The 26,247-nt window shown below is 73.7% G+C and carries 22 protein-coding genes and 1 other RNA gene; 9 read left to right on the top strand and 14 right to left on the bottom strand.

Annotation, left to right across the window (positions count from 1 at the left end):
- Positions 1-74: 74 nt before the first annotated feature.
- The 3 genes from IF23_RS0129635 to IF23_RS0129645 form a co-directional block, all read right to left on the bottom strand.
- On the bottom strand, positions 75-1,208 hold the full coding sequence (locus IF23_RS0129635) for a serine hydrolase domain-containing protein (protein ID WP_245655158.1): 1,134 nt from the start codon (positions 1,206-1,208) through the stop codon (positions 75-77).
- A gap of 35 nt (positions 1,209-1,243) precedes the next feature.
- On the bottom strand, positions 1,244-2,566 hold the full coding sequence (locus IF23_RS0129640) for a Bcr/CflA family multidrug efflux MFS transporter (RefSeq protein WP_030289181.1): 1,323 nt from the start codon (positions 2,564-2,566) through the stop codon (positions 1,244-1,246).
- Positions 2,567-2,725: 159 nt separating this feature from the next.
- Positions 2,726-4,378, bottom strand: coding sequence for an alkaline phosphatase D family protein (locus IF23_RS0129645; protein WP_030289183.1), 1,653 nt, complete (start codon positions 4,376-4,378; stop codon positions 2,726-2,728).
- Between the two features lie 305 nt (positions 4,379-4,683).
- Between IF23_RS0129645 and IF23_RS0129650 the strand changes: the two genes are divergently transcribed.
- The 5 genes from IF23_RS0129650 (at position 4,684) to IF23_RS31720 (ending at position 10,657) form a co-directional block, all read left to right on the top strand.
- The gene (locus IF23_RS0129650) at positions 4,684-5,583 is read left to right on the top strand and encodes a DUF4429 domain-containing protein (protein WP_030289185.1); all 900 of its coding nucleotides are present in this window, start codon (positions 4,684-4,686) and stop codon (positions 5,581-5,583) included.
- A 139-nt stretch (positions 5,584-5,722) separates the two neighbouring features.
- Positions 5,723-6,565 carry an SDR family oxidoreductase gene (locus IF23_RS0129655; protein WP_107127060.1) on the top strand — a complete coding sequence of 281 codons (843 nt, stop codon included), beginning with the start codon at positions 5,723-5,725 and terminating at the stop codon, positions 6,563-6,565.
- A gap of 153 nt (positions 6,566-6,718) precedes the next feature.
- Entirely contained in the window at positions 6,719-7,660 is a 942-nt protein-coding gene (locus IF23_RS0129660; RefSeq protein WP_030289189.1) for a PhzF family phenazine biosynthesis protein, read from the top strand.
- 270 nt (positions 7,661-7,930) lie between these two features.
- Positions 7,931-9,298, top strand: a complete 1,368-nt coding sequence (locus IF23_RS0129665; protein WP_030289190.1) for a DUF3616 domain-containing protein — start codon at positions 7,931-7,933, stop codon at positions 9,296-9,298.
- A gap of 162 nt (positions 9,299-9,460) precedes the next feature.
- A complete protein-coding gene (locus IF23_RS31720; RefSeq protein WP_342667943.1) occupies positions 9,461-10,657 on the top strand; it encodes a hypothetical protein in 1,197 nt (398 codons plus the stop codon).
- A gap of 425 nt (positions 10,658-11,082) precedes the next feature.
- Here the strand turns inward: IF23_RS31720 and IF23_RS34275 are convergent, their stop codons facing one another.
- The 4 genes from IF23_RS34275 to IF23_RS0129685 form a co-directional block, all read right to left on the bottom strand.
- A complete protein-coding gene (locus IF23_RS34275; RefSeq protein WP_157848108.1) occupies positions 11,083-11,427 on the bottom strand; it encodes a hypothetical protein in 345 nt (114 codons plus the stop codon).
- Positions 11,428-11,473: 46 nt separating this feature from the next.
- Positions 11,474-12,013, bottom strand: a complete 540-nt coding sequence (locus tag IF23_RS35260) for a hypothetical protein (RefSeq protein WP_245655159.1) — start codon at positions 12,011-12,013, stop codon at positions 11,474-11,476.
- Between the two features lie 953 nt (positions 12,014-12,966).
- Positions 12,967-13,366, bottom strand: an RNA gene (gene rnpB / locus IF23_RS32305) — RNase P RNA component class A.
- 39 nt (positions 13,367-13,405) lie between these two features.
- Positions 13,406-14,917 carry an RNB domain-containing ribonuclease gene (locus tag IF23_RS0129685; protein ID WP_030289196.1) on the bottom strand — a complete coding sequence of 504 codons (1,512 nt, stop codon included), beginning with the start codon at positions 14,915-14,917 and terminating at the stop codon, positions 13,406-13,408.
- 187 nt (positions 14,918-15,104) lie between these two features.
- Between IF23_RS0129685 and yaaA the strand changes: the two genes are divergently transcribed.
- Positions 15,105-15,902 (top strand): peroxide stress protein YaaA, encoded by a 798-nt coding sequence (gene yaaA / locus IF23_RS0129690; protein ID WP_030289198.1) that lies wholly within the window; start codon positions 15,105-15,107, stop codon positions 15,900-15,902.
- Between the two features lie 70 nt (positions 15,903-15,972).
- A complete protein-coding gene (gene eda, locus IF23_RS0129695) occupies positions 15,973-16,623 on the top strand; it encodes a bifunctional 4-hydroxy-2-oxoglutarate aldolase/2-dehydro-3-deoxy-phosphogluconate aldolase (protein WP_030289200.1) in 651 nt (216 codons plus the stop codon).
- 61 nt (positions 16,624-16,684) lie between these two features.
- Here eda and IF23_RS0129700 read toward each other — a convergent pair whose 3' ends face one another.
- From IF23_RS0129700 to IF23_RS0129715, 4 genes are all read right to left on the bottom strand, one after another.
- Positions 16,685-17,839 carry a bifunctional RNase H/acid phosphatase gene (locus IF23_RS0129700; protein WP_030289202.1) on the bottom strand — a complete coding sequence of 385 codons (1,155 nt, stop codon included), beginning with the start codon at positions 17,837-17,839 and terminating at the stop codon, positions 16,685-16,687.
- A gap of 3 nt (positions 17,840-17,842) precedes the next feature.
- Complete coding sequence (locus IF23_RS0129705; protein WP_211266218.1) at positions 17,843-18,586, bottom strand: zinc ribbon domain-containing protein; 744 nt, start codon at positions 18,584-18,586, stop codon at positions 17,843-17,845.
- Positions 18,583-19,455 (bottom strand): Nif3-like dinuclear metal center hexameric protein, encoded by an 873-nt coding sequence (locus tag IF23_RS0129710; protein WP_037680248.1) that lies wholly within the window; start codon positions 19,453-19,455, stop codon positions 18,583-18,585. Before IF23_RS0129710 ends, IF23_RS0129705 begins: the two co-directional genes overlap by 4 nt.
- 103 nt (positions 19,456-19,558) lie before the next feature.
- Positions 19,559-20,590, bottom strand: a complete 1,032-nt coding sequence (locus tag IF23_RS0129715; RefSeq protein WP_030289208.1) for an ABC transporter substrate-binding protein — start codon at positions 20,588-20,590, stop codon at positions 19,559-19,561.
- A 235-nt stretch (positions 20,591-20,825) separates the two neighbouring features.
- On the opposite strand from IF23_RS0129715, the gene IF23_RS0129720 reads away from it, so the two are divergent.
- Together IF23_RS0129720 and IF23_RS34545 are read left to right on the top strand one after the other, a co-directional pair.
- Positions 20,826-22,352 (top strand): hypothetical protein, encoded by a 1,527-nt coding sequence (locus IF23_RS0129720; protein ID WP_030289210.1) that lies wholly within the window; start codon positions 20,826-20,828, stop codon positions 22,350-22,352.
- A 139-nt stretch (positions 22,353-22,491) separates the two neighbouring features.
- Complete coding sequence (locus tag IF23_RS34545) at positions 22,492-22,659, top strand: hypothetical protein (RefSeq protein WP_169750041.1); 168 nt, start codon at positions 22,492-22,494, stop codon at positions 22,657-22,659.
- A gap of 75 nt (positions 22,660-22,734) precedes the next feature.
- Here the strand turns inward: IF23_RS34545 and IF23_RS0129730 are convergent, their stop codons facing one another.
- From IF23_RS0129730 to IF23_RS0129740, 3 genes are all read right to left on the bottom strand, one after another.
- A complete protein-coding gene (locus IF23_RS0129730) occupies positions 22,735-23,685 on the bottom strand; it encodes a 3-oxoacyl-ACP reductase (RefSeq protein WP_030289212.1) in 951 nt (316 codons plus the stop codon).
- 60 nt (positions 23,686-23,745) lie between these two features.
- Entirely contained in the window at positions 23,746-24,822 is a 1,077-nt protein-coding gene (locus IF23_RS0129735) for a Zn-dependent alcohol dehydrogenase (protein WP_030289214.1), read from the bottom strand.
- Between the two features lie 61 nt (positions 24,823-24,883).
- Positions 24,884-25,768, bottom strand: coding sequence for a MaoC/PaaZ C-terminal domain-containing protein (locus tag IF23_RS0129740; RefSeq protein WP_030289215.1), 885 nt, complete (start codon positions 25,766-25,768; stop codon positions 24,884-24,886).
- Positions 25,769-26,247: the final 479 nt, after the last annotated feature.

Here is a 26,247-nt window from a genome sequence, read left to right on the forward strand (position 1 = left end):
AAGGAGTATCGTCGGCAGCGTCAGATGTGTATAAGAGACAGCCTAGGGAACAACCCCGACCGCCCCCTCGCCCCTCACCCCGCCCCGTCCCACGCCTTCACCGCCCGGGCCAGGCACGTGGCCGCCGCCGCCCGGGGTGCGCTCCCGGCGGTGCGGCGGCGGGGGTGGACGGTGGTGGCGAGCAGGACGAGGAAGGTGTCGGTGGCGCGGTCCAGGACGAGGCTGGTGCCGGTGAAGCCGCAGTGTCCGGCGGCGCCGCGGCCCGCCAGCTCCCCCATGAAGTACGGCTGGTCGACGGCGAAGCCGAGGCCCGGCGGGTCGAGGAGGGCGGCGACGGTCTCCGGCCGCAGCACCCGCGCCGTGCCGTACGCCCCGCCGTTGAGGAGCGTCCGGCAGAGCACCGCGAGGTCCTGGGCGGTGGAGAAGAGGCCCGCGTGCCCGGCGACGCCGCCCAGCGCCCAGGCGTTCTCGTCGTGCACCTCGCCGCGCACCATGCCGCGGTCCGCCTTCGCCCACGGTCGCCGCTGGTCCTCCGTCGCCGCCACGCCCTGCGGCGCCAGCGGCCCGTACGCCGTGGAGTGCAGGCCCAGCGGGGCGGTGAGGCCGTCGCGGACGAGGGTGGCCAGGCCCCGTCCGGTACGGGTCTCCAGCAGCAGTTGGAGGGTGAGGAGGTTCAGGTCGGAGTAGCGGGGGCCGCTGCCGGGGCGGTCGTCGGGGGCGGCGGCGTGTTCCCACAGCAGCGCCAGCTGCCGTTCCCGGCCGCGGTGTGCGTACAGCGGCAGTTCGGGGCGGAGGCCGGAGGTGTGGGTGAGGAGGTGGCGGACGGTGATGCCGGGGGCGAAGGCGGTCAGGGTGGCGCGGACCTCCTCGTCGAGGGCGAGGGCGCCGCGTTCGACGTGTTGGAGGGCGACGAGGGCGGTGAAGAGTTTGCTGACCGACGCCAGGTCGAAGACGGTCGTGGGGCGCATCGGCTCCCAGGCGTCGCGGGGCAGCGGGACGCCGCGGTCGGTCACCGGGTCGTGGGCGCGGTAGCGGACCGCCCAGCCGGTGGCCTCCTCGACGGCGACGACCGGGCCGCGTCCGGCGAGGACGACGGCGCCCGCGCACCACGGGGTGCGGCCGTGCGGCAGCGCCCGGACGCCGTCGGTCAGCCGTGCGGTCCAGCCGGGGTCGAGCCCGGCGTCGGCCGGGGTGCCCGGCCGGAGCACCGGGGCGTCCGGGGGGTGCGGTGGCTTCGGTGTGTTCAGAGCGTGGCCCTTCCGTCCGCGGTGCCCCCGTGTGTGCCCTCCCCACGCTGCCACGGGCGGCACAGGCCGAGGAAGGACGCCAGCGCCAGAACGGCGCATCCGAGCTGTACGACGGCCATCGGGACGGCGGTGTGCTCACCGGCGATACCGACCAGCGGGGAGGCGACGGAGCCGAGCAGGAACGTCGAGGTGCCCAGCAGCGCGGAAGCGGAACCGGCGGCGTGCGGGGTGCGCAGCAGCGCCAGGGTGTTGGTGCTCGGCATGACCAGGCCCATCGCCGACATCAGGACGAAGAGTCCGGACGCGATCGGCCACAGTCCGACCGGGCCGAAGACGCCGGAGGACATCAGCAGCAGCGCGGTGGCGGCCAGGGCGATGACGGTGAGGCCGGTGCCCAGCACCTTGGTGAGCGGCACCCGGCCGACGAGGATCTTGCCGTTGATCTGGCCGACCAGCACCAGCCCGACGGAGTTGACGCCGAAGAGCAGGCTGAAGGTCTGCGGGGAGGCGCCGTAGATCTCCTGGACGACGAACGGCGAGGCGGAGATGTACGCGAAGAGGGCGGCGAAGCCGAAGGCGCCGACCAGCAGATAGCCGGAGAACGCCCGGTCGGCGAGGAGGTCGCGCATGGTGCGCAGGGTCTCCCCCAGGCCGCCGGGGTGGCGCCGCTCGGGCGGCAGCGTCTCGTGCAGGGTGCGCCAGACGACGGTGGTCAGCACCAGGCCGACGACGGTGAGCACCACGAACACGCCGCGCCAGTCGGTGATCCGCAGGATCTGGCCGCCGATCAGCGGGGCGACGACGGGGGCGACGCCGGAGATCAGCATCAGGGTGGAGAAGAACCGGGCCATCGCGACGCCGTCGTAGAGGTCGCGGACGACGGCGCGGGCGATGACGATCCCGGCGGCGCCCGCCAGGCCCTGGAGCAGCCGGAAGGCGATGAGGATCTCGGCGTCGGGGGCGAGGGCGCAGAGCGCGGTGGCGAGGACGTAGATGACCATGCCGGTGAGCAGCGGGCGGCGGCGGCCCCACTTGTCGCTCATCGGGCCGACGACCAGCTGCCCCAGCGCCATCCCGGCGAGGCAGGTGGTCAGGGTGAGCTGGACGGTGGCGGCGGGGCTGTGCAGCGCCTGGGTGACCTCCGGGAGGGCCGGGAGGTACATGTCCATGGAGAGCGGCGGGACGGCGGTGAGGCCGCCGAGGACGAGAGTGAGGAGGAGTCCGGTGCGGCGGGACGCGGACGGTGTGGCCGCCGGGCCCCGCCCGGATATCGGAGGAAGATCCTTGTTCTCTGCCGTGCCGGGCGCGGCGTCCGTCATGAGCGTCTCCAGTTTTTGTTGATGGCCGCCGACCATCGTGTCATGCGCCGGTCCCGTTCCGGCCGCTCCGTCCTGGGCCGTCGGACCTACGTCCGGAGGCGGAGGGACGGCCCGGTACGGGGCGGACGGGCCCGGCGCCCGTCCGCCCCGGCGGCGCGGTCAGGCGGAGTGCAGCCCGGGGTTGCCGGCCTCGGAGACGAAGGAGGCGGCGGTGCGTACCGGGGCGCCGGGGGTGGTGACGGCGGACACCGTGCGGTAGTCGGCGCGGGCGGTGTCCCGGGCGAGGGTGACGGTCACATAGCCGCGGCGGCCGTTGTAGAACTTCATGTGCGGGTTGGCGGCCAGGTAGGTCTCCCAGTTGGCGGGCTTCTCCGCGCCGTCCTTCCCGCTGGTGACGGAGGTGGTGACGAACTCGACGCCCATGGTGCGCGAGTCGGGGCGGGCGAAGTCGCGTTTGACGTCGAAGGCGTAGTGGACGTGGACGTCGCCGGTGAGCACCACGAGGTTGTCGGCGCCCGCCGCCTCGGCACCGGCGAGCAGCCGCTCGCGGGAGGCGGGGTAGCCGTCCCAGCTGTCCATGCTGACCTTGTACGCGTCGCCGGTGGTGCTGCGGCGTTCGGAGAAGGTGACCTGTTGGGGCAGGACGTTCCAGCGGGCGGTGGAGTTGCGCCAGCCGTCGATCAGCCAGCGTTCCTGGGCGGCGCCGGTCAGGGTCCGCGCCGGGTCGGCGGTCTCCGGGCCGGGGGCGTGCCAGCCGTCGCCGTACGCCTGGTCGGAGCGGTACTGGCGGGTGTCGAGGATGTCGAACTGGGCGAGCTGTCCGTAGCGGATGCGGCGGTAGAGCCGGGCGTCGGCGCCGCGCGGGAGCTGGGGGCGGCGCAGCGGCTGGTTCTCCCAGTAGGCGCGGTAGGCGGCGGCGCGGCGGATCAGGAACTGGTCGCGCGGGGCGTCGTCCTCGCTGATGTCGGCGGCGTAGTTGTTCTCCACCTCGTGGTCGTCCCAGGTGACGATGAAGGGGTGCGCGGCGTGGGCTGCCTGGAGGTCGGGGTCGGACTTGTAGAGGGCGTAGCGCAGCCGGTAGTCCTCCAGCGTGACGGTCTCGTGGTTGAAGTGGGCGGGGAGGGTGCGGTCGGTGTAGCGGCGGGCGCCGCCCGCGGCGTCCACGGCGTACTCGTAGAGGTAGTCGCCGAGGTGGAAGACGACGTCGAGGTCTTCCTCGGCGAGGTGGCGGTAGGCGGTGAAGTAGCCGTCGTGGTACGCCTGGCAGGAGACGGCGCCGAGCCGCAGTGCGGTGTTGCGGGCGCCGGTGGCGGGGGCGGTGCGGGTGCGGCCGACGGGGCTGATCCAGGTTCCGGCGCGGAAGCGGTAGTAGTAGACGCGGTCCGGGGCGAGGCCGGTGGGTTCGATGTGGACGGAGTGGTGGAACTCCGGGTGGGCGTCGGCGCGGCCGCGTCCGGCGAGCTTGGTGAACTTCTCGTCGTAGGCGACCTCCCAGCGGACCGGGACGCGGGCGGCGGGCATGCCGTTGTCGGGTTCGTAGGGGCGGGGGGCGAGGCGGGTCCACAGGACGACGGAGCCGGGTTGCGGGTCGCCGGAGGCGACGCCGAGGGTGAACGGGTTCTCGGTGAGCCGCTGCGGGTCGGCCTCGGCGGCGTGGGCGGCGCCGGGGCGCGGCAGGTTGGTGGCGAAGGCGAGCGCCGCCGCGGCGCCGGTGACGGTGAGGAAGCGGCGGCGTCCGAGGTGTGCGGCGGCGTTCCGCAGCTCCCGGTCGTGCCCGGCCGTTCCCTGCGCATGCGCTGCGTGCTGGGTCATCTGCCCCTCCCCTGACGGTGGTTGTCACCTGTGATTGCAGGGGCGGGGGACGGCGGGCCGCTGTCCCGTGTACGACGCATGCATGACAGCTCGGTGAGAACTCGGCCCGCAACGGACGCGGCGGGGCAAAGCGGGGCGCGCGGGCGGGGGCGCGCACCGCGGGGCGGGCGCCCCCCGGCCCGGCTCCGGGCGCGGGGCGCGCTTCCGCCTCCGTACGCCCCCCGGCGCGGGCGCGGGGCGTGATTCCGGGGCCGGACGCGCCACCCCGCAGGCCCTTGTACCGGCGGCTGATTAGGCTCCGGGGCATGGCAGAACTGATGACGCGGGACGGGACCTGGACCTTCGACGGCGAGGCCGTCCGCATCGTGCCGGGCAACGAGCGCGGGGTGCACCGGCTGCGGCAGGAGCTGGGTGAGCAGACCGTTCCGCTGGCGGCGGTGGCGGGCATCTCCTACGAACCGGGCCGTAAGGGCGGCCGGTTGCGGCTGCGGCTGCGCGACGGCGCCGATCCGCTGCTCCAGGCCACCGGCGGGCGGCTGCCGGACGAGGCGAGCCCGTACCACCTGTCGGTCGAGGCGGACCGCGCCGGTGTCGCCGAGTACTTCGTCGACGAGGTGCGGCGGTCGCTGCTGCTGGAGGAGGTCCTGGAGGGGCCCTGCGACCGTTTTCTGCTGCCCGGTCCGGCGGTGCCGGTGTCGGGGGCGGGGGTGGACGGGACCGCGACGTTCGACGGGGAGCGGGTGGCGGTCAGCTGGCGGTGGAACACCACCGAGCACAAGAAGCACGCCGGGCCGCAGGAGTTCACGGTCGGCGAGCTGGCGGCGGTGGAGTGGCAGCCGCCGGTCGGGCTGGAGTCGGGTTTCCTGCGCTTCCGCCCGCACGGCGTGAAGCTGCCCGCCTCGGCGGAGCACGACCCGCACGCCATCGAGCTGTGGGGGTTCAAGAAGGAGAGCGGCAGCGTGCTGCTGGCGGCGGCGGTCACCGCCCGCCTCCCGCACCCCAAGGCGCCCGCGCCGCGCCCCGCGCTGACCGAGCCCGCAGCTCAGGCCGGTGAGCCGGGCCCGGCGGCGCCCGCCGACGACCACGACACCCTCCTGCGCCGCCTGCGCGAACTGGGCGAGCTGCGGCGCGACGGGATCCTCTCCGAGGACGAGTTCACGACGGCGAAGGCGGCGGTGCTGGAGCGGTTCCACGGGGCGGGGTGACGGCGGGGCGGCTCGCGCCGGGAGCGGGCGGGGCGGCTCGCCCCGGGCCCGGCGGCTCGGGGCTCCGGGCCCGGGCGCCCCGCCGATCACCCCCTGAGACGCCCCGCCGCCCGGCGACCCGGCGCCCTACCCTGCCGCCATGGCACAGGCACAGGCACAGCAGACACCGGCCGTCCCCGGGCCGGAAGCGTACGAAGCCGACGAAGCGGACGGGTCCGACGGGACGGCTCCGGGCGGGGCGCCCGGAGCGGTGGTCACCGGTGCGGGCTCCGGTATCGGGCGGGCGGTGGCGCACGCGCTGACCGCCGGGGGCTGGCGGGTGGCGCTCGCCGGGCGGCGCGCCGCGGCCCTGTCGGAGACGGCGGCGACCGCGCCCCCGGGACCGCCGTCCCTCGCCCTGCCCACCGACGTCACCCGGCCCGCCGAGGTGAACGCCCTCTTCGCCGCCGTCCACGCCCACTTCGGCCGCGTCGACCTGCTGTTCAACAACGCCGGGACGTTCGGCCCTGCGGTCCCCCTGGACGAGCTGTCCGCCGACGACTGGCGGACCGTCGTCGACACCAACCTCACCGGCGCATTCCTCTGCGCCCAGGGGGCGTTCCGGGCGATGAAGGCGCAGGATCCGCAGGGCGGCCGGATCATCAACAACGGTTCGGTCTCCGCGCACACCCCGCGCCCGCACTCCGTCGCGTACACCGCGACCAAGCACGCCATGACCGGGCTGACCAAGTCCCTCTCCCTGGACGGGCGTCCGTACCGCATCGCCTGCGGGCAGCTCGACATCGGCAACGCCGCCACCGAGATGACCGGCCGGATGCAGAGCGGCATCCTCCAGGCCGACGGCACCGTCGCCCCCGAGCCCGTCATGGACGCGGCGGACGTGGCCCGCACGGTGGTGCACATGGCGGCGCTGCCACTGGAGGCCAACGTGCAGTTCGCGACGGTGATGGCGACGAACATGCCGTACATCGGCCGGGGTTGAGCGGACCGGCCGGGCGCACCCGGGGCGCGCACGACACCCGCGCACGCGGGTGCGCCCCCGGGGCCGCCCGTCCGGTGCCCGACCGTGAAACCGCCGTCCCCCGGGGCACGCACCCCCGGGAATAGCTCACCGCGGCAGCGGGTTCTCGCCGCCATGACACGCGACGACACCTCCACGGCCGGTAGCCGAACCACGGGCGTCACGACGGCGGCGCATCCGGCAGGCTCCCCCGGCGGCCCCGAGATCCTGCGCTACACCGCCTTCTCCGACGACCCCGCGGGCGGCAACCCGGCCGGTGTCGTCCTGGACGCGTCGGGCCTCGACGACGCGGCCCGGCTCGCCGTCGCCGCGCGGCTCGGCCACTCGGAGACCGCGTTCCTCACCGCCCCGCCCGAGGGCCTGGGCGCACCCGGACGCGCGTTCACCATCCGGTACTTCAGCCCGCTGGCCGAGGTGCCGTTCTGCGGTCACGCCACGATCGCCACCGCCGTCGCCCTCGCCGAGCGGCACGGCCCCGGCGAGCTGGTCTTCGCCACCCGCTCCGGCACCGTCCCGGTCACCGTCCGCGAGCACGGCGGCCGCCTCGTCGCCACCCTCAGCAGCGTCGAACCGTACGTCACCGCCCTCGCCCCGGCCGACCTCACCGAGGCGCTGGCCGCGCTGGGCTGGCCCCCGGCCGACCTCGATCCGGCGCTGCCGCCGCGGATCGCCTACGCCGGGGCCCGCCATCTGGTGCTGGGCGCCGCCACCCGCGCCCGCCTCGCCGACCTCGACTACGACTTCCCGCGCCTGGCCGCGCTGATGCGGCGGCTGGACCTCACCACCCTCCAACTCGCCTGGCGGGAGAGCCCGTCGGTCTTCCATGTCCGCGATCCGTTCCCGGTCGGCGGCGTCGTCGAGGACCCGGCCACCGGCGCCGCGGCCGCCGCCCTCGGCGCCTACGCCCGCACCCTCGGCCTCGTCACGGCCCCCACCACCCTCACCCTCCACCAGGGTCACGATCTGGGCCGCCCCGGGCTGCTCACCGTCGAACTGCGCGACGGCGACCCCCGCGCCCACGTCAGCGGCACCGCCACCGCCCTGCCGGAGAGCTGAACACCCCGACGGAACAAGGGAGTTCGGCGTGACGGGCGTACGCGCCCGGCCGGAATCGGCATGGTCCGGACCATGGTCGCGGGCGCCCGTCGCTCCGTATCGTGGTGCCCGCGCCGCCGACCGCTGTTCACCTCGCGTACGCCCGGGGTGCGGCTGCCGTTGACGGCGGCCTTGGACATTGTTCGCGACACCGGAGCCGTCGAAGGGCACACCGTGCGCAGTCGTCTTTCCCCGTCCCCCCGCCTGTCCCCCCACCGGTCTCGGCGCCGGATCCCGCTCGTCCTCGGCGCGGCCCTCGGCCTCACCGCCGCGGGGCTGGGCGGTCCCGCGCTCGCCGCCGCCTCCGGCGGACCGGACATCTCCCTGTCGGCCGGATATCTCTCCGGCGCGGTGGACGCCACCGGCGACCCGTCGGTGACCGTCAAACTGTCCGGCGGCGACGCCTCGGCACTGAAGGTGTCGGTGCGCTCCAGCTCCGACACCTCCGTCGCCCGCACCGGCGACGTGCACGTCAGCGGCGACGGCGCCACCCGGAAGCTCACCGTCACCGCCCGCGGCGTCGGCTACACCGACCTGAAGATCGAAGTCACCGACGGCGACGGCGGCTCGGACACCGCCACGCTCCACTACGCCGCCTCCGCCGCCGTCCAACGCGCCGCGGACACCCGCTACTTCACCGGCTCCAGCGACGCCTCGGCCGCCGTGGACGTCGGCGGCGGCTATGTCGTCGTCGCCGACGACGAGACGAACGTGCTGCGCCTGTACGACCGCCGGACCGGCGGCGCCCCCGTCAAGACCTGGGACTTCAGCGACAAGCTGGGCGTCTCCAAGGAGATCGACATGGAGGCGGCGGCCCGCACCGGCGACACGATCTACTGGACCGGCTCGCTCGGCAACAGCAAGAAGGGCAAGATCCAGCCCGACCGCTCCACCGTCTTCACCACCGAGGTCCACGGCTCCGGCGCCGACACCGAACTCACCCTCGGCGGCTCGTACAAGAAGCTCCGCGACGACCTGGTGGCCTGGGACGAGAAGCACGACGACAGGTACGGCTTCGCCGCCGGTACGGCCGAGGGCCAGGTGCCCAAGCAGATCGACGGGTTCAACGTGGAGGGCCTGGAGTTCGCACCCGGCTCCAGCAGCACCGCGTACATCGGCTTCCGCGCGCCGCTGGTCCCGCCGAAGAAGGGCGGCAAGGCGCTCCTGGTGCCGGTCACCAACTTCGACAAGGTCGTCGCGGACGGCGCCCACGCCACCGTCGGCACCCCCGTCGAACTGGACCTCGGCGGTCTCTCCATCCGCGACATCCGCAAGAACGCCGCCGACCAGTACCTGATCGTCGCCGGTTCCTGGTCCGCCGAGGACAACAGCGCCCCGTACGCCCTCTACACCTGGGACGGCGTCCCCGGCCACACCCCGGTCAAGTCGCAGGACCTGCCGACGAAGGACCCCGGCGGCTGGGAAGCCGTGGTGGACGTCCCCGACCTCACCGCCCCGGACGCCCGCGCCCAACTGATCACCGACGACGGCTCCGCCGACCTCTACGGCGACGGCACCGAGGCCAAGGACCTCCCGCACGACGAGTGGAAGAAGTCCCGCGCGACCTGGTTCCCGGTGGGCCCGAAGGCCGACCGGTAGGCGACCAGGGGGCGGCACCCGGTACGTACGGACCGGGTGCCGCCCCTCTCCTTGCGGCGGGTCTCCTTGCGGCGGGCCCCGCCCGGCCGCCCGGGGCGCCCCGCCGGGAACCGCACACGGGCCGCACCGCGTCGCTCCTCCGGGACAGCCGAAGGGACGCCCATGACCGTCAACACACCTCCGCCACCCGGGAGTTCACCGCAGTCGCACCTCCCGCTGTGGAGACGGCTGCGCGAGGACGAGTGGCCGCCGCTGACCGAGGTGCTGCAGGGGCGGCAGGGACAGACCTCCCCCGGAGTGCTGCTGGTGCTGCTCCTCCCCTGCCTGTGGTGGCTGACCGTCCCGCTGGCGGTCATCTACCAACTGGCCCGCACGGCCCGGCGGGTGGCGCGGCGGCTCTTCCCCTCACACCCGGAGGGGAACATCCAGGATCCCGAGGTGATCCGGGTACAGCGGATACGGGCCTGGGTGGCCCTCGCCCTGTCGGGGGCGCTGCTCGCCGCGTTCGGCGACTGGCACGACGTGGCTGACGCGCAGCAGCAGTTCAACCAACGGCTGTTGCTCGCGCCCTGGCTGGCGCTGCCGAGCGCGGCGCTGGTGGTGGCGCTGCTCTTCTGGGTGGCCGGGCCCGAGGCGCGCCGGACCATGCGGACACGGCTGTGGCCGGCCGGCCGGTCGGCCCTGTGGTACTTCGGCGCCTGGATCCTGGTGCCGCTGCTGTTCATGGCCGCGTTCCAGGTGATGTCGCTGGCGCCCCACCGTACCGAGGGGCTGGCCCAGACGCTGCTCCTGCTGATCGTGCTGTTCGCGCTCTGGACGCCGTTCTGGTGGGTGGTCTTCTTCCTCGTCTTCGCCTCGGGCCCGGCACTGCGCCACGCCTTCAACCTCTCCACCCTGCACGCCGCCCTCCCCGCCCTGGTCACCTCGGTCCTGGTCTGGGTGTTCGCCGCCGTCAGCCTCACCTCGGGCGACCTGCCACCGGGCCCCCCTCGCGGTCTGCGCCCTCCTCGGCGGCCCGGTGTCGGTGACCGGGGTCGCCTGGTGGGAGATCCACCGCCTACGCCGACGGCACGGGGTGCGGTGGCGCGGCTGACACCACGGGGCGGCCGCTCGCGGCAACGCCCCCGCCGTCACCCACCCCCGTTGACCCGCCGCAACTCCCGCCGATACCCCAACGACTTCACCAACGACCGCACCCCGAAAGCGACCAGCCCGACCCCCACAACCGCCCCGACGGCAGCGGCGACGGCGTTGCTCTTCCCGCAACCGACAGCGAAGAGGAGGAGCGCCGAACCGAAGATCAGGCACTGGACGAAGGTCCCGGTGCTGTTGTGGATACGAGCGCTCAGCACACGCTGAGTGTGGTTGAGGCCGGAAGGGAGCACCTTGTACGGATCATCGCTGTACCCCCAGCCCATACGTATCCGCGGCGTCGGCTCCTCGGACAACTCATCGGACGGCTGACACGGCCCCTGCCCGTTCCCGTACTGCGTCGGCTCCACGGCCCGTCTCCCCCGGTCTCGGATGTCCGACGGGGAGTGTGGCACACCGGGACCACCACACCCCGAAGGGCCCCGTTGATGTACGCGGCCATGTCGCTCACGACAAAGTCGACCGCTTCCGAACCGGCGGTCACATCGCCATGGCCGAGCCCCTGGCGAACGGCGTCCTGCACACCATCGAGGGCAACGTGAGCCCTACCGTCCGGCGCCGGACACCACGAGCGCTTCACCGGGCCCCACCCCTGGAGGGGGAAGGGCCCGGACTGCGGCACGGTTGACGGCTCAGGAAAGGCGGTTTCCCATCTTCGCCGACTTCCGGTTATAACTTTTGGTGTCCCACCACTCTTCCAGCAAGCTTCGCACCATGTGAACAAATTGCTGGAGTCGCGCAGGATCCGGATTGGATGAGTTGAGCACGTCCAGAAAGGATTTATCCGACCAAGGTAGAGTGAACTCCCAAGCCTCGTCCAGATGCCCTTTCCTCTTGACGATGAGATGGTACGTCAAGGTCACATTTCGATCCGGTCGCTGATCGACCGTAAGTTGAGCGACCTGGAATCTGATTGCTCCGTCACCAGTGGTGTAAGAGCGGGCCAGTGCCTGCTCGGCCGGAGTTTGATCCCCCATACGCGCCATAGCCCCTCGTCGCAAGCGTGCTAGTCCCGCTTCGAGGCTAGCACTTGGTTGCGGCGAATGTGGTGACCCTGTACGCGGTCAGGAGGTCCCCGGCGCCGGCCGGAGTGCCGATGATGGTGCGGAATTTCTCGTAACTCGGGCAGGACTGAGTGTAGATGGAGAATCCGCCGCGGCCGTTGGGAGCACCAGACCAGATGGCTGTGGAGATGTTCTTGTCCATCGTCTTGTTCCAGCCGTGACGCGCCTTGATGTGCTTCCAGCCCCAGGTCTTGGTGCCACAGCGCAGTGTGTAGCGCGCAGGCCCCCGATAGTAGTTCCGAACGACGTAGTTCCGGTTGTGGTGCTTGCAGGTTGCGTCGATGCTGTTGACCGCGACTCCACTCACGTGGACGGAAGGAGCGGCAGCAGCAGAACTTGCTGTTGGGATCACCAGTGCCGACATGCAGGCGGCAGCCGCAGCTGTCATCTTGAACATGCGGGACACGTTGTTGCGCATAAGTTCCCCCTGAACTTCTTCCCCGTGGTACTCGGCATTGGCCTGGTCGCGGCCTCCACCGAGTTGCGATTGGTACTTCACCACAGCCCCCCGGGCCTCGGCAACCGGTTTTGAGAATCGAGCTTCAACCCATGCAGACCAGACACTTTGGCCAGCAGGGCTCACCCGACGCCACCCTTCGAGCGTCTTGGTCCACAGAGAACAGAAGAGACAGGAGTTGCGCGAATACCCCGTCATCGTCCGCGATGATCGCCTCGCTCCTGTAGGGCAGGTCGACGACTACATCGAATTCAATGGCATGCTGCGGTTCTGTGACACCGGCACATGGACATTAAAGATCAACGTTTTCCGGCCCCATTCACCCTTTTCACACCGGACAGCGGTGACTGGCCGTACGGCCGATCGGTGACCAAGGAACCGAGCAGCCCACCAACGTCTTCGGGGAGATCACATCCCTGTGGCGCAAGGTGAATCAGCTCAGCACCAGAATGTGACGACCATTGCCCATACCCGCGCCGTACGACGACAGACCTGATGGGGAAACCCCGTCGCCGACGCCGAGCACGAGAGGTCGGCGGCCAGCCCTGGCGAGGCCGTGCAGGATGGCCGCGAGGGTGAGGCCTGATCCGACTGGGACCACGATCCGGCGGGCACGGGCCGGAAGTTGTGCTGTTTGTTCGACCACCTGCGCCAAGTATGTCGGTGTTCCATGCCGTACGGCATGGAAGCCCAGTCGTGGTCGAAGTGCCGCTCGGCGTCGGCGCGACAGCGGGCGCGGATCACGGAGAGGCGGCCGGGCCGATGCCGGAGCACCATGGCGTCGGCCGCCGCGGCGAGAGCGGTCTCGGCGGTGTCGTGGCCCCAGCCGGTGTGCAGGCGAGCCGGGATTCCGAGGGCGCGGGCGACGAGGGCGGTGACTGCCGGGGTGGAGAGACGTCTGGGGAGCGCAGCGCGGCCCATTCTCCCCAGCTACTCCCCACGACCGTCGTGGGCCATGAAAAACCGCCCTCCCCCGCAGGTCAGGGGGTGGGCGGCGGACGAGACCGGCCTGTACGCCGGGTTCTGTCTCCCCCGGTCCTTGCGGGCCGAGGGGAGGCGGCCATCCATCTAGGGCTGCCGTTGCCGACAGCCTCGTGCGGTCTACCCGCGGACTCGGGCGAGCAGCCCTCGGTCGTCCGCGCAGGAGCGCCGGGCGCTCCCTCTTGACCTTGCTCCGGGTGGGGTTTACCGAGCCCTCCGAGTCACCTCGGAGGCTGGTGGTCTCTTACACCACCGTTTCACCCTTACCGGTGCCTTGCGGCTCCGGCGGTCTGTTCTCTGTGGCACTGTCCCGCGGGTCACCCCGGGTGGGCGTTACCCACCACCCTGCCCTGTGGAGCCCGGACGTTCCTCGGGAGGGTCCGAAGATCCTCACGCGGCCGCCCGGCCGGCTCGTCCGCCGTGGTGACCATGCTACCCGGCCGGAACCGGCGGTCAGGCCGGGGTGAAGCGGACGGGGTCGGTGCCCGGTTCGGCGGCGGTGAGGCGGACGCGGAGGGCGTCGCCGGGGCGCGGGGCGGGGGCGTCGGGCGGGACGGTGAGGTGGCCGGAGACGGCGGGGCTGCGGAGGTGGACGGTGGCTCCGGCGGAGGCGTCGGGGTCGGGGGCGGGCGCGGTGTCCGGGGCGGTCTCCGTGACGACCGCGTCGAAGGTCTCGCCGATCCGGTCGCGCAGCAGGGCCGCCGCGGCGAGGGCGACGCACTCCCGCTCGGCGTCGTCGGCGCGGCGGGTGCCGAGCGCCATGGTGGCGGGCAGGCCGGTCAGGACGGAGCGGGCCCAGGGCGGCGGGGCGATACCGGCCGAGGCGGCCAGGCAGAGTTCGGAGGTGTAGCGGTCGACGAGGCGGCTCAGCGGGGCGGTGGCGTGGGCGTAGGGCAGGGCGACGGCGGCGTGCACCGCGGCGGTCGGGGGCGGCGGGCGGCCGTCGAAGGCGAGGTAGTCGCCGCCGCGCAGCACGGTGGCGCACTCCTGGAGGAACGCGGCGTGCGAGGCGCGGTGCGGGTCGAGGCCGCGGACGAGCGCCGCGTACGACGTATGGTGCGGCCAGTCGACCCCGAGGGCGTCGGCGGTGTGGCGCAGGCGGGCGACGGCGCCGTGCGGGGCGGTGGGCAGGGTGCGCAGGATGCCGGTACCGGCGGCGAGCATCAGGTCGGCGGCGGCCACCCCGATGAGCCGGTCGAGTTGGGCGGCGAACCGTTCGACGGGCAGCGGGGCGCGGTAGGTGAGGGCGTAGTGGCCGTCGTGGGCGGTGAGGCGGGCTTCGGGGACGTACAGGGAGGCGCCGCCGCGGGCGCGTTCGCGGGCCTCGCGCAGCAGTCCGGTCTCGCGGAGCAGGGTGAGGGGTTCCTCGGCGGTGCCGTCGTCGAGGATGCGCTGGACGGCGGGGTGGTCGAGGCGGGCGCGGGAGCGGACCCGGGCGCGGCGGACGGAGGCGGTGTGCAGGGCGCCGTCCGCGTCGAGGTCGAGCTGCCACAGGACGGCCGGGCGGTCCTCGTCGGGCAGGAGTCCGGCGGCCCGCTCGCTGAGGGCGTACGGGTGGAGGGGGACGCGTTCGTCGGGGAAGTGGAGGGTGGTGACGCGGTGGTGGGCCTCGGCGTCGAGGGCGCCGCCGGGGGTGACGAAGGAGGCGACGTCGGCGACGGCGTAGTGGAGGCGGAAGCCGCGTCCGGCGGGGCGGCGGGCGAGGAAGAGCGCGCGGTCGAGGTCGGGGGCGCCGGGCGGTCCGAGGGTGAAGAGCGGCAGATCGGTGGCGTCGGCGAGGCTGTGGGCGGTGGCGACGTCGCCGGTGGGGGTGGGGATGCGCGGGGCGAGGGCCGCGCTGTCGGCCTCGGCCTGGGCGGTGGGCGGGAAGTGTTCGGGGATCTCCAGCCGCCAGCGCAGTCCGCGCAGTGCGGCGCGCAGCGGGTCCTGCGCGGCGTCGGTCACGTGGAGGGGACGGCGGGGCATGTCACCGAGCGTAAGGCGGTGCGGCGCGGGCGGCGCGGCGCGGCGGGCCGTGCCGGGGCCGGTCGGGTGCGGCCGTGAGCTGCGCTTCCGTGGCGGCGGGCGGCGGGGCGGCCCGTACGCTGTGGCGGGGTCGCGGCGCGATGCGCCGGGCCCGCCGTACCGCATTCGCCGTGTGAGGGAGAAGACCGTGCTGGTGCTGTTGCCGCCGTCCGAGGGGAAAGCCGCGGGGGGCGAGGGGGCGCCGCCGGCGGTGGCCGGGCTGTCGCTGCCGGGGCTGGGGGCCGCGCGGGAGGCGGTGCTGGCGGAGCTGATCGCGCTCTGCTCGGGCGACGAGGAGAAGGCGCGCGAGACGCTGGGCGTCGGGGTGGGGCTGCGCGGCGAGGTCGCGAAGAACGCGGCGCTGCGCACGGCAGGTACCCGGCCCGCCGCGGAGATCTACACCGGGGTGCTCTACGACGCCCTGGGGCTGACGACGCTGGACGCGGCGGCGCGGGCGCGGGCCGACCGGTCGCTGCTGGTGTTCTCAGGGCTGTGGGGTGCGGTGCGGCCCGATGACGCGATCCCGTCGTACCGCTGCTCGATGGGGGTGAAGCTGCCGGGCCTGGGGGCGCTCGGGGCGTACTGGCGGGAACCGATGGCGCAGGTGCTGCCGGAGGTGGCGGCGGACGGCCTGGTGCTGGATCTGCGGTCGGCGGCGTATGCGACGGCGTGGAAGCCGAAGGGGGAGGTCGCGGGGCGGACGGCGACGGTGCGGGTGCTCCAGTCGAAGATCGTGGACGGGGTGGAGAAGCGGTCGGTGGTCAGCCACTTCAACAAGGCGACGAAGGGACGGCTGGTCCGCGATCTGCTGACCGCCGGGGCGGACCCGGAGGGCCCGGCGGAGCTGGTGGAGGCGTTGCGTGCGCTCGGGTACACGGTGGAGGCCGAGGCACCGGCGCGGGCGGGCCGTCCGTGGGCGGTGGATGTCGTCGTCACAGAGGTCTGAGACCCGGGCGTTGCGCATGCTGCAACGCGCGTTGCGGATTGTGCGGAGAGGGGCGCAGTATGGGCGCGTGATGCACGCCGCCCCCTCCCCCGCGCCCGATGGGCCCGCCTCCGTGCTGGGCCTCGCCCCCGTCATCCCGGTCGTCGTGATCCAGGACGTCGCCGACGCCGTGCCGCTCGCCCGCGCCCTGGTCGACGGCGGGCTGCCCGCGATCGAGGTGACGCTGCGGACGCCCGCCGCGCTCGACGCGCTGGCCGCCATCGCCGCCGAGGTCCCGGACGCGGTGGTCGGCGCGGGCACCCTGCTGACGCCCGAGCAGGTCACGGCGGTGTGCGGCGCCGGGGCGCGGTTCCTGGTGAGCCCCGGGTGGTCGCCGCGGCTGCTGGGTGCGATGCAGGACTCCGGTGTGCCGTTCCTGCCCGGCGTCTCGACGACGTCGGAGGTGGTGACGCTGCTGGAGCGGGGCGTGACGGAGATGAAGTTCTTCCCCGCCGAGGCGGCGGGCGGCACCCCGTATCTGAAGTCGCTGGCATCGCCGCTGCCGCAGGCCCGCTTCTGCCCGACCGGCGGCATCGGCGCCGCCTCCGCGCCGTCCTACCTCGCGCTGCCCAACGTCGGCTGCGTCGGCGGCACCTGGATGCTCCCGGCCGACGCGCTGGCCGCCAAGGACTGGGGCCGGGTCACCGAACTCGCCCGCGAGGCCGCCGCGTTGGCGGTCTGACGCCCGTACGACGACGGGCCCGGCACCTTCCGCAGGTGCCGGGCCCGTCGTCATGCCGTCGTCAGCGCAGGTGCGAGGTGTCGTTCAGCAGCCGCAGCGAGGCGTTGCCGTCGGCGTAGTACGCGACGGCGCTCAGCGAGGCGGCCGACAGCTCCATGCGGTAGAGCGCCTCGGGCGGGGCGCCGAGCGCCAGCCGGACCAGCGTCTTGATCGGCGTGACATGGGTGACCACGAGGACGGTGCGGCCCGCGTACCGGGTGGTCAGCGCGGACCGGGCGGCGGCGACCCGGCGGGCCACCGTCGCGAACGCCTCGCCGCCGCCGGTCGGCGCCACCCGGGTGGAGCCCAGCCAGGCGTCGAGGTCGTGCGGGTACCGCTCGCGGACCTCACCGAACGTCAGGCCCTCCCAGGCACCGAAGTCCGTCTCGCGCAGCCCCTCCTCGGTACGGACGTCGAGCCCGAGCCGTTCCGCGACGACCGCGGCGGTCTGCCGGCAGCGGCGCAGCGGGGAGCTGACGACCGCCTCGATCGTGCCGCGGGCGGCGAGCGCGGCGGCTGCCGCCTCGGCCTGCCGCACTCCGGCCGGGGACAGCTCCGGGTCGCCGCCGCCGCTGCCCGAGAAGCGCTTCTGCGGGGTCAGCGCGGTCTCGCCGTGGCGCAGCAGGACGAGGGTGGCGGGCCTGCCGAGGTCGGCGTCGCCCCAGCCCGGGGCGGCGTTCCCCCTGGTGTCCTTGCCGGTGTCCTCGCCGGTGCGCGGCGGGGTGTCGAGCGCGGCGCGGGAGTCCGCGGGGCGCCACTGACGGCCGTCGCGCCCGGCGTCCATCGCCTCGTTGGCGAGCCGGTCGGCGTGCTTGTTCCGCGCCCGCGGGATCCACTCGTACGAGACCAGCTCCGCCGGATGGGCGGTGGCCGCCTCGGCGGCGAGCGGCTTCATGTCGGGGTGCTTGATCTGCCAGCGGCCCGACATCTGCTCGACGACGAGCTTGGAGTCCATCCGCACCCGGATCCGGGCCGCCGGGTCGAGGGCGTGCGCCGCCCGCAGCCCGGCGACCAGACCGCGGTACTCGGCGACGTTGTTGGTGACGGTGCCGAGGAACTCGGCGGCCTCGGCGAGGGCTTCGCCGGTGGCCGCGTCGAGGACGACGGCGCCGTAACCGGCCGGTCCCGGGTTGCCCCGGGAGCCGCCGTCGGCCTCGACGATCAGGGTGCGGACCACGGCCTACAGACCGGAGTCGGGCGTGCGGACCAGGATGCGGCTGCAGTTCTCGCAGCGCACGACGGTGTCGGCGGCGGCCGAGCGGACGTCGTTCAGCTCGGTGAGGTCCAGCTCCAGACGGCAGCCCTCGCAGCGCCGCTGGTAGAGGCGGGCCGCACCGATGCCGCCGTGCTTCTCGCGCAGCCGGTCGTAGAGCTTCAGCAGGTCGGCGGGGATGTCGGCGACGGTCAGCCCGCGCTCCTTGGTGACCGTGTCGGCCTCGCCGTCGATCTCGGCGTACGCGGCGTCGCGGCGGGCGGTGACGTCGTCGACCTTGGCCTGGACGGCGTCGACCCGGCCGGACAGCTCGGTGGCACGGGCCTGGGCGGCCTCGCGGCGCTCCATGACCTCCAGGACGATGTCCTCCAGGTCGCCCTGGCGCTTGGCGAGGGAGGCCAGTTCGCGCTGGAGGCTCTCCAGGTCCTTGGGCGAGGTGACGGCGCCGGAGTCCAGGCGCTTCTGGTCGCGGGCGGCGCGCTGGCGCACCTGGTCCACGTCCTGCTCGGCCTTGGTCTGCTCGCGGGTGGTGTCGCTCTCCTCGGTCTGCGCGGCGACGAGCAGGTCACGCTGCTGGGTGAGGTCGCCCTCCAGGGTGGACAGCTCGGCCAGCTCGGGGAGGTTCTTGCGCTTGTGCGCGAGCTGGGTGAGGCGGACGTCCAGGGCCTGGACGTCGAGGAGGCGGATCTGGTCGGCGGGCGCGGCGTTCAGCGGGGGGCTCCTGTGGTGTGTGTCGGGGTGAGAGGGGCGGACGCCGCGTGGGCGGTCCAGGGGTCGGTGACCGTACGGGAGACGTGCGTGCGCAGGCCCCAGCCGTGGCGGTCGGAGACGGCGTCGAGCTGGGCGGCGGCCTGCTCGCACCAGGGCCACTCGGTGGCCCAGTGGGCGGCGTCGAGCAGCGCCGGGGGGACGGCGCCCACGCTCTGGGTGGCCTCGGAGGCCGGGTGGTGGCGCAGGTCCGCGGTGAGGAACGCGTCCACACCGGCGGCCCGCACCGCGTCGAAGAGGCTGTCGCCGGAGCCGCCGGAGACGGCGAGCGTACGGATGACGCGGTCCGGGTCACCGGCCGCGCGGATGCCCTGCGCGGTGGCCGGGAGCCGGGCGGCGGCGTACGCGGTCAGCTCGGCGAGGGTCATCGGGTGCGGCAGTTCGCCGGTCCGGCCCAGACCGCGGCGGCCGTGCGGGTCGGTGGGGTCCGGCACCAGCGGGCCGGTGATCCGCAGGTCGAGGGCGCCGGCCAGGGCGTCGGAGACGCCGGGGTCGGCGGTGTCGGCGTTGGTGTGCGCGACGTGCAGGGCGATACCGCCGCGGATGAGGGTGTGGACGACCTTGCCCTTGAAGGTGGACGCCGCGACCGTCGTCGTCCCGCGCAGATAGAGCGGGTGATGGGTGACGAGGAGGTCGGCGCCGAGGGAGACCGCTTCGTCGGCGACGGACTGGACGGGGTCGACGGCGAACAGGACACGCTCGACCTGCGCCGCGGGGTCGCCGCAGACCGTACCGACGGCGTCCCACCCTTCGGCCCGCTCGGCGGGCCAGAGGGCGTCGAGAGCGGTGAGGACTTCAGACAGTGCGGGCACGGGTGGAAGGTTACCTCGCGACCGGTGCCCGCCGTCCCGCGTCCCCGGCGGGCGGCGACGGGGGCCCGGCGGGGGCGCGGTGGCGCGCCGCCGGGCCCGGACGTCACTTCTTGACGAGGTATCCGCGCAGGTCGTCGAGGACGCTGTCGGCGGCGGTGACGCCGAGGCCGAGGTACCAGGTCTCGTCCTTGACGTTCTTGGCGTGGCCGTCCTTGACCGCCTTGAGGTTCTTCCACAGCGGGTTGGACTCGGCGGTGTCCCGCTTGGTGGCCTTCGGGTCGCCGTAGACGCCGGTGAAGATCCAGTCGGCGTCCGCCTGGTTGATGTTCTCCGGGCTGACCTCGGTGGCGAGATCGTCGACCTGCTGGTTCTTCGGGCGGGGCAGTCCGACGTCCTTGAGGAGGGTGCCGATGAAGGACTGCTGGGCGTAGAGGCGGGTGAACTGCGGCATGTAGCGCAGCATCGTGACGGTCGGCTTCTTCGGGCCGATGTCCTCGCCGAGCTGCTTCGCCTTCTCCTCGTACGCGGCGAGCTTCGCCTTCGCCTCGGCGGTCCTGTCGAGCGCGGCGGCGTTGAGGAGGTAGTTCTCCTTCCAGGTGAAGCCCGGGCGGATGGAGAAGACGGTCGGGGCGATCTTCGAGAGCTGGGTGTACTGCTTCTCGGCGCGGAGCTTGCTGCCGAGGATCAGGTCCGGCTTGAGCTTGTTGACGGCTTCCAGGTTGAGGCCGTTGATGGTGCCGACGCTCTTGGGGTTGCCGGCGTCCTTCTTCAGGTAGTCCGGTATCGACTCGTCGCCCTCGGTGGGGGCGTAGCCGACGGGCTTGATGCCGAGGGAGACGACGTTGTCCAGCTCGCCGACGTCGAGGACGATGACGCGCTTGGGCGCGGACTTCAGCTCGGTGGTGCCCATGGCGTGCTTGACGGTGCGGGGGAACTGACCGGCCTTGGCGTCGGTCCCCATCTTGGCGGTCTCCTCGGCCGCCTTGGCGAAGTCCTTGCCGCCCTGGGCGACGGACTTGGAACCGGCGCCGTTGTCGCTCTTGCCGCCCCCGTCGGAGGAACCGCAGGCCGCGAGGGCGAGGGCACCGGCGGCGGCGAGGGCTGCGGCGGCGGTGCCGCGGCGGCGAAGGGACATCGCGTACTCCAGGGGGTCGGACTGCGGGCGGCCCACGGCAGGCGGCGCACCCGGCACAACATGAAGGTTAGGCAGCCCTTACTTTACGCATGCTTGAAACTCGCAGCACAGGGACCCCGGCCAAGACCGGCGAACCGGACTTTCGCCACCCTTATGCGTGAACCCTCACCGCACACATTGATCGGCCGGAAGTCCGAAAACTACCTTCGGCATGATGACTGGAGGTGACCATCCGATGACGGTCTGTGTCAGGGAAGGCGGTGCGGCGCCCGTACGTGCGCCCCGCACCCCGCTCGCGCTCGCCGCCGACGGCTCGTACGCGGCCCGGCTGGTGCGGCAGGACGGCGGAGGGGACGGCTGGTTCCCGGAGCGCTGGACGCTGAGCGGACCGGAGCCCTACGCCGTACCGCTGCCCGGCGACACCCCCGAGTCGCCGGACAGCGCGCTGCTGCCGCTGGCGGACGGCCGGGTGCTGATCCGGCGGCCGGTCGAGGACGGTTTCGCCCTCGCGCTGCTGTACCCGACGGGCCCGGGCACCGGCGAACTCCCGCTCGGCACCATCGAGGCGCCGGAGCTGACGCTGCTGCCCCCGGCGCCGGGCGGCCGGAGCGCGCACGCCCTGACCCCGGGCGCCACCTCCACCTCCCTGTGGCTGCTGCACGGCGGTCCGGACGGCCCCGAGCACCTCGCGGAACTCCCCGGGCGGTGCACCGGCGGCGTCTGGCTGGACCGCTCCGGGCAGCTGCTCGCCGTCGACCAGGAGCTGGACGGCCGGACGAAGACCGTCGCCGTCGATCTGACCCGCGGCGGCGAAACGACACTCCTCCTCCAGATCACCGAGGAGAGCAACGACCGGCTGCTGCTGGCCGATCCGGCCGGTGGGCTGCTGCTGGTCCGCTCCGACGCGCCGGGCGAGGACCGGTTGGGCTGGGGCGTCCTCGGCAGCGCGCTCCCGGTGCGCTTCCCCTCCTGTCTGCGGCCGCCGGGGGCCACGCTCACCCCGTTCGCCGTCCAGCCCGGACAGCTGCTGACGCCGGAGCAGTGCGCGGTGGCCTGGCGCATCGAGGACGCCGACGGCGAGCGCCTCGGCGTCTGGCGCCCGTCCGCCAAGGGCCTGCGTCAACTCCCGGCGCCCGACGGCTGGTTGTCCGGCGCGGGCCGCTGGAGCGCGGACGGCGAGCTGCTGCTGCCGTACGTCACCGACACCGTCGCCTGCGGGCTGGCGCGGATGGCCGTACCGCTGGAGCCGTCCGACGGGCCGTGGCCGCGCACCGCGGACCCGGCGCCGGACCCGCTGCCCGACCCGGCGCCCGTGGCGGTTCCGCTCCCCGCGCCCGCTCCGGTACCGGCGCTGCCCGCGGCGCGCGCCGCGGAGCCCGGGCCGCCCGCCACCGTGCCGGTGCCGCCGGTGGGGGCCACCGTGCAGACGCCGGAGGCGGACCGGCCGCGGCTGCCGCAGGCGGTGCGGACGATGCAGGGGCTGCGCACCACCCGCCCGCCGCTCCCGGTACGCAACAATCTCGACGCCGTCCGGCGGTGGCAGGAGCGCAGCCGGAGCACCCCGGTCGGCGCCGCGTTCCCGCCGCCGCGGGACGGCAACTCCACACCATCCCCCCATCCGGACGGCCCGCTCCGGGAACCGTTCGGGGGCCCCGCGCATCCTTCTCCGTACCGACCGGTGCCGTTGCAGGAGGCGCCGCTGTCGGCCGGGGAGGCCCGGTGGAGCGTGATCACCCGCCCCGTTAGGATTCAGCGGGGCTAAGGGGGTCGCCCTGTTCTGTTCACTCCTGACGGAGCGCGGGACGTCCCCCGTGCAGCTGGTCGACCCGGCCCATCGGCGGCGACACCGCGGCGGTCCCGACGCGTACAGCCGTAAGCGATCCGACGGAGTGACACTTTTCATGCCCGAAGCCCAGACCGACACGACCGAGGCGCGCCCCCAGGAGGCATCCGCCCAGGCCGCCGAGGCCCAAGGCTCCGGCAGGCACCGCGGTCCGGCAGCGACGGAGGAGGCCAAAGCGGCCGCCAACGGCCGTCACCGCCGCACCAAGCAGCCCCAGAACGCCTGACCATCCGGCGCCCGGAGCCTGTCACGGCCCCCGTCCCCCTTCTCCGGAAGGGCGGGGGCCGTCGCCGTTGCCGGGTCAGCCCCGTTTGAGGCCCAGGACCTCGGCGGCGGCGAAGGTCTCGCCCGCCGGGCGCTCCGCGTAGTACGGCGTGAGCCGGGCGTCGAGTTCGTCGTAGGTGAAGGTCTCCTGCGCGCTGTCGAACTTGGCCGCGATCCGTGGGCGTTCGGCGACGGCGACCATGCCGCCGTGGACGACCAGCAGCTGTCCGTTGACGCGGGCGGCCGCCGGGGAGGCGAGGTAGCCGACGAGCGGGGCGACGTGTTCCGGGGCCAGCGGGTCGAGGCCGCCGTCGGTGGGTTCGGCGAACCCGGCGAAGACGTCCTCGGTCATCCGGGTGCGGGCCCGCGGGCAGATGGCGTTGGCGGTGACGCCGTACTTGGCGAGCGCCAGCGCGGTGGAGGTGGTCAGGCCGACGATGCCGCCCTTCGCCGCGGCGTAGTTGGGCTGGCCCGCGGATCCGGCGAGGAACGCCTCGGAGGAGGTGTTGACGATCCGGCCGTAGCAGGGCCCGCCGGACGCCTTGGCGCGGCCACGCCAGTACGCGGCGGCGAAGTGGGTGGTGTTGAAGTGGCCCTTGAGGTGGACGTGGAGGACCGTGTCCCATTCGTCCTCGGTCATGGAGAAGATCATCCGGTCGCGGAGGATGCCCGCGTTGTTGACCAGGATGTCGAGGCCGCCGTAGTGGGCGACGGCCAGTTCGATCAGCTCACGGGCCTGGGTGTGGTCGGCGACGTCGCCGGTGTGGGCGACGGCCCGGCCACCGGCCGCGGTGATCTCGGCGACGACCTGGGCGGCGGGGGCGGCGGACGCCTCACCGGAGCCGTCGCGGCCCGGCGCCCCGAAGTCGTTCACGACGACGGCGGCGCCGAGCCGGGCCAGTTCCAGCGCCTCGGCGCGGCCCAGGCCACGCCCCGCGCCGGTGACGACGGCGGTGCGGCCGTCCAGGGGAAGTGCGGTGCCGGTCAATGCCGTTCCTCTCGGTCGCGGGCCGGGCGGCCCGGGCGGGCGCGGTCCCGGTCCGGGCGGTCACAGCTCGATGCAGGTGCGCAGGGCGGCGCCGGTGCGCATCTGGTCGAGGGCGTCGTTGATGTCGTCGAGGCGGACGCGGTGGGTGATCAGCCCTTCGAGGTCGATCCGGCCGGACCGCCACAGGGCGATGGCGCGTTCGTAGGAGCGCAGCACGTCGCCGCCGCCGTAGAGGGAGGGCAGGATGCGCTTCTCGTCGAAGAACAGCTCGAACATGTTGACCTGGAAGGTGTCGTCAAGGGCGCCCGCGCCGACGACGCAGAGGGTGCCGCCGCGGCGGGTGGTCTCGTAGGCGGTGCGGGCGGTGGCGGACCTGCCGACGACCTCGAAGACGTAGTCGTAGCCCTCGCCGGAGGTGACCTTCGCCTTGGCGTCGGCGAGGGCGTCGGGGGCCAGCGCCTCGGTGGCGCCGAAGCGGAGGGCGGCCGCGCGGCGGGCGGGGACCGGGTCGACGGCGGTGATGTGGGCGGCGCCGCAGGCCCGGGCGCCCTGGATGACGGAGATGCCGACGCCGCCGCAGCCGATGACGGCGACCGACGATCCGGCCTCCACCTTCGCGGTGTTGATCGCGGCGCCGAGGCCGGTGGTGACGCCGCAGCCGATGAGCGCGGCGATGTCGTACGGCACGTCGTCGGGGATGGGGACGGCGCAGTGCGCGGGGACGACGACCTCCTCGGCGAAGGTGCCGGTACCGGCGAAGCCGAAGACGTCGCCGCCGGGCCGCTTGAAGTTGGGCGTCCCGGCGTTCATGAATCCGGCCAGGCACAGATGGGTCTGGCCGCGTTTGCAGGACGGGCAGCTGCCGCAGGCGGGCAGCCAGCACATCAGGACGCGGTCGCCGGGCGACAGGGCGGTGACGCCGTCGCCGACGTCGGTGATCTCCCCGGCGCCCTCGTGGCCGGGGACGAACGGTGCGGGCTGCGGCAGCACCCCGCTCATCGCGGAGAGGTCGGAGTGGCACAGGCCGGTGGCCCGCACCCGCATCCTGACCTTGCCGGGACCGAAGCCCACCGCTTCGACGTCGTCGAGGACGTCGAGGGTGTCCTGTCCTGTCTCGTGCTGTACGGCTGCGCGCACGGTGCGGCTCCTTCTCGTACGAACGGACGGTGCGGGATGCGGATGCGGGGTGCGGGGTGGGTCAGGTGTGGTCGACGACGGTGTCGGCGAGGACCGGGGCGTCGTCCCGGTCGGCGGCGGTGACCAGCACCTGGATGCGGCCGGGTGCGGGGGCGTCGCGCCACAGCCGCAGGCGCAGCGTCTCGCCGGGGAAGACGATCCCGGCGAAGCGGGTGGTGTAGGCGCGCACCCGGGAGACGTCGCCGCCGAGGGCGGTGTCGACGACGGCCTTGAGGGCGACGCCGTACGAGCACAGGCCGTGCAGGATGGGCCGGTCGAACCCGGCGAGCTTCGCGAACGACGGGTCGGCGTGGAGCGGGTTCCAGTCGCCGGAGAGGCGGTAGAGGAGGGCCTGGTCCTCGCGGATGAGGCGTTCGGTGGTGAGGTCGGGGGCGCGTTCGGGCACCTCGGTCCGGGCGGACGGGCCGCGGTCGCCGCCGAAGCCGCCCTCGCCGCGGACGAAGATCTGGGTGTCGCAGGTCCACAGCGGCCCGTCGTCGTCGGCGACCTCGGAGCGCAGCACGATGACGGCTGCCTTGGTCTTGTCGTACACGGCGGGCACGGTGGAGGTCTGGGTGGCGCGGCCGCGGACCGGGAGGGGGCGGTGGACGGTGACGCGCTGGCCGCCGTGGAGGACGGCGGCGAGATCGACGTCGATGCCGGGCGCGGCCATGCCCCCGGCGACCGCCATGCCGCCGCCCGCGACGGTGGCGAAGCTGGGCAGCACGTGCAGCGCGCTCTCCAGGGTGTAGCGCAGCTCGTCCGGGTCGGTGGCGGGGTGTTCCTTCTCCGGGGTGGGCGCACCGGCGCCGATGCCGAGGTGGTAGAGCTGAACGTCCTTGTGGTCCCAGCTGAGTTCGGTGGTCCGCGGCGGGGCGGCGGTGGCCTTGGCGACGTCGATGGGCATCGGGCTGTCTCGCTCCTTAGGGCTGTGAGGACCCCGGCCCGCCGTCCGCACCGTCGACGGGCCGGGGCCGTACCGGTTCGGCCGGGACGCGTCCGGCGGCGCGGGGCGGAGGTGTCGGCCGCCCGGTGGCTGCGGGCGGGCGGTGCCCTCCGGGGCGGGCGGCCCGGGCCTGGGTGGCGCGGGCCGGTGGCGGGCGGTGGTCCCGGTGGGCGCCCGGTGGCTGCGGGCGGCGGGGCCGGTGCGCGTCCGGTGGCTCCGGGGCGCGCCCGCGCTTTTAGAACGCGTTCTAGCCGATGGGCTCCTGTATAGCGGATCCACCCGACACCCGGAACCCCCTGACGGTCCGTCAGTAATGGTTGGGGGCGTGGAGGCGTGGAGGGTGTGGGGTGGGCGGTGGTGGGCGGCCGGGAGGTGTCTGGTGCCTGTCTCTTATACACATCTCCGAGCCCACGAGACTCCTGAGCATCTCGTATGCCGTC

The sequence above is a fragment of the Streptomyces catenulae genome (assembly GCF_000718015.1).
GTDB lineage: Bacteria > Actinomycetota > Actinomycetes > Streptomycetales > Streptomycetaceae > Streptomyces > Streptomyces catenulae.

Bases quoted from the DNA above. Each gene is read 5' to 3' on its own strand.
- IF23_RS0129650 (WP_030289185.1), top strand. From the start codon at position 4,684: ATGGCAGAACTGATGACGCGGGACGGGACCTGGACCTTCGACGGCGAG.
- eda (WP_030289200.1), top strand. From the start codon at position 15,973: ATGCACGCCGCCCCCTCCCCCGCGCCCGATGGGCCCGCCTCCGTGCTG.
- IF23_RS0129660 (WP_030289189.1), top strand. From the start codon at position 6,719: ATGACACGCGACGACACCTCCACGGCCGGTAGCCGAACCACGGGCGTC.
- IF23_RS0129740 (WP_030289215.1), bottom strand. From the start codon at position 25,768: ATGCCCATCGACGTCGCCAAGGCCACCGCCGCCCCGCCGCGGACCACC.
- IF23_RS31720 (WP_342667943.1), top strand. From the start codon at position 9,461: ATGACCGTCAACACACCTCCGCCACCCGGGAGTTCACCGCAGTCGCAC.
- IF23_RS0129685 (WP_030289196.1), bottom strand. From the start codon at position 14,917: ATGCCCCGCCGTCCCCTCCACGTGACCGACGCCGCGCAGGACCCGCTG.
- IF23_RS0129640 (WP_030289181.1), bottom strand. From the start codon at position 2,566: ATGACGGACGCCGCGCCCGGCACGGCAGAGAACAAGGATCTTCCTCCG.
- IF23_RS34275 (WP_157848108.1), bottom strand. From the start codon at position 11,427: ATGGGGGATCAAACTCCGGCCGAGCAGGCACTGGCCCGCTCTTACACC.
- IF23_RS34545 (WP_169750041.1), top strand. From the start codon at position 22,492: ATGCCCGAAGCCCAGACCGACACGACCGAGGCGCGCCCCCAGGAGGCA.
- IF23_RS0129645 (WP_030289183.1), bottom strand. From the start codon at position 4,378: ATGACCCAGCACGCAGCGCATGCGCAGGGAACGGCCGGGCACGACCGG.
- IF23_RS0129655 (WP_107127060.1), top strand. From the start codon at position 5,723: ATGGCACAGGCACAGGCACAGCAGACACCGGCCGTCCCCGGGCCGGAA.
- IF23_RS0129715 (WP_030289208.1), bottom strand. From the start codon at position 20,590: ATGTCCCTTCGCCGCCGCGGCACCGCCGCCGCAGCCCTCGCCGCCGCC.
- IF23_RS0129720 (WP_030289210.1), top strand. From the start codon at position 20,826: ATGACGGTCTGTGTCAGGGAAGGCGGTGCGGCGCCCGTACGTGCGCCC.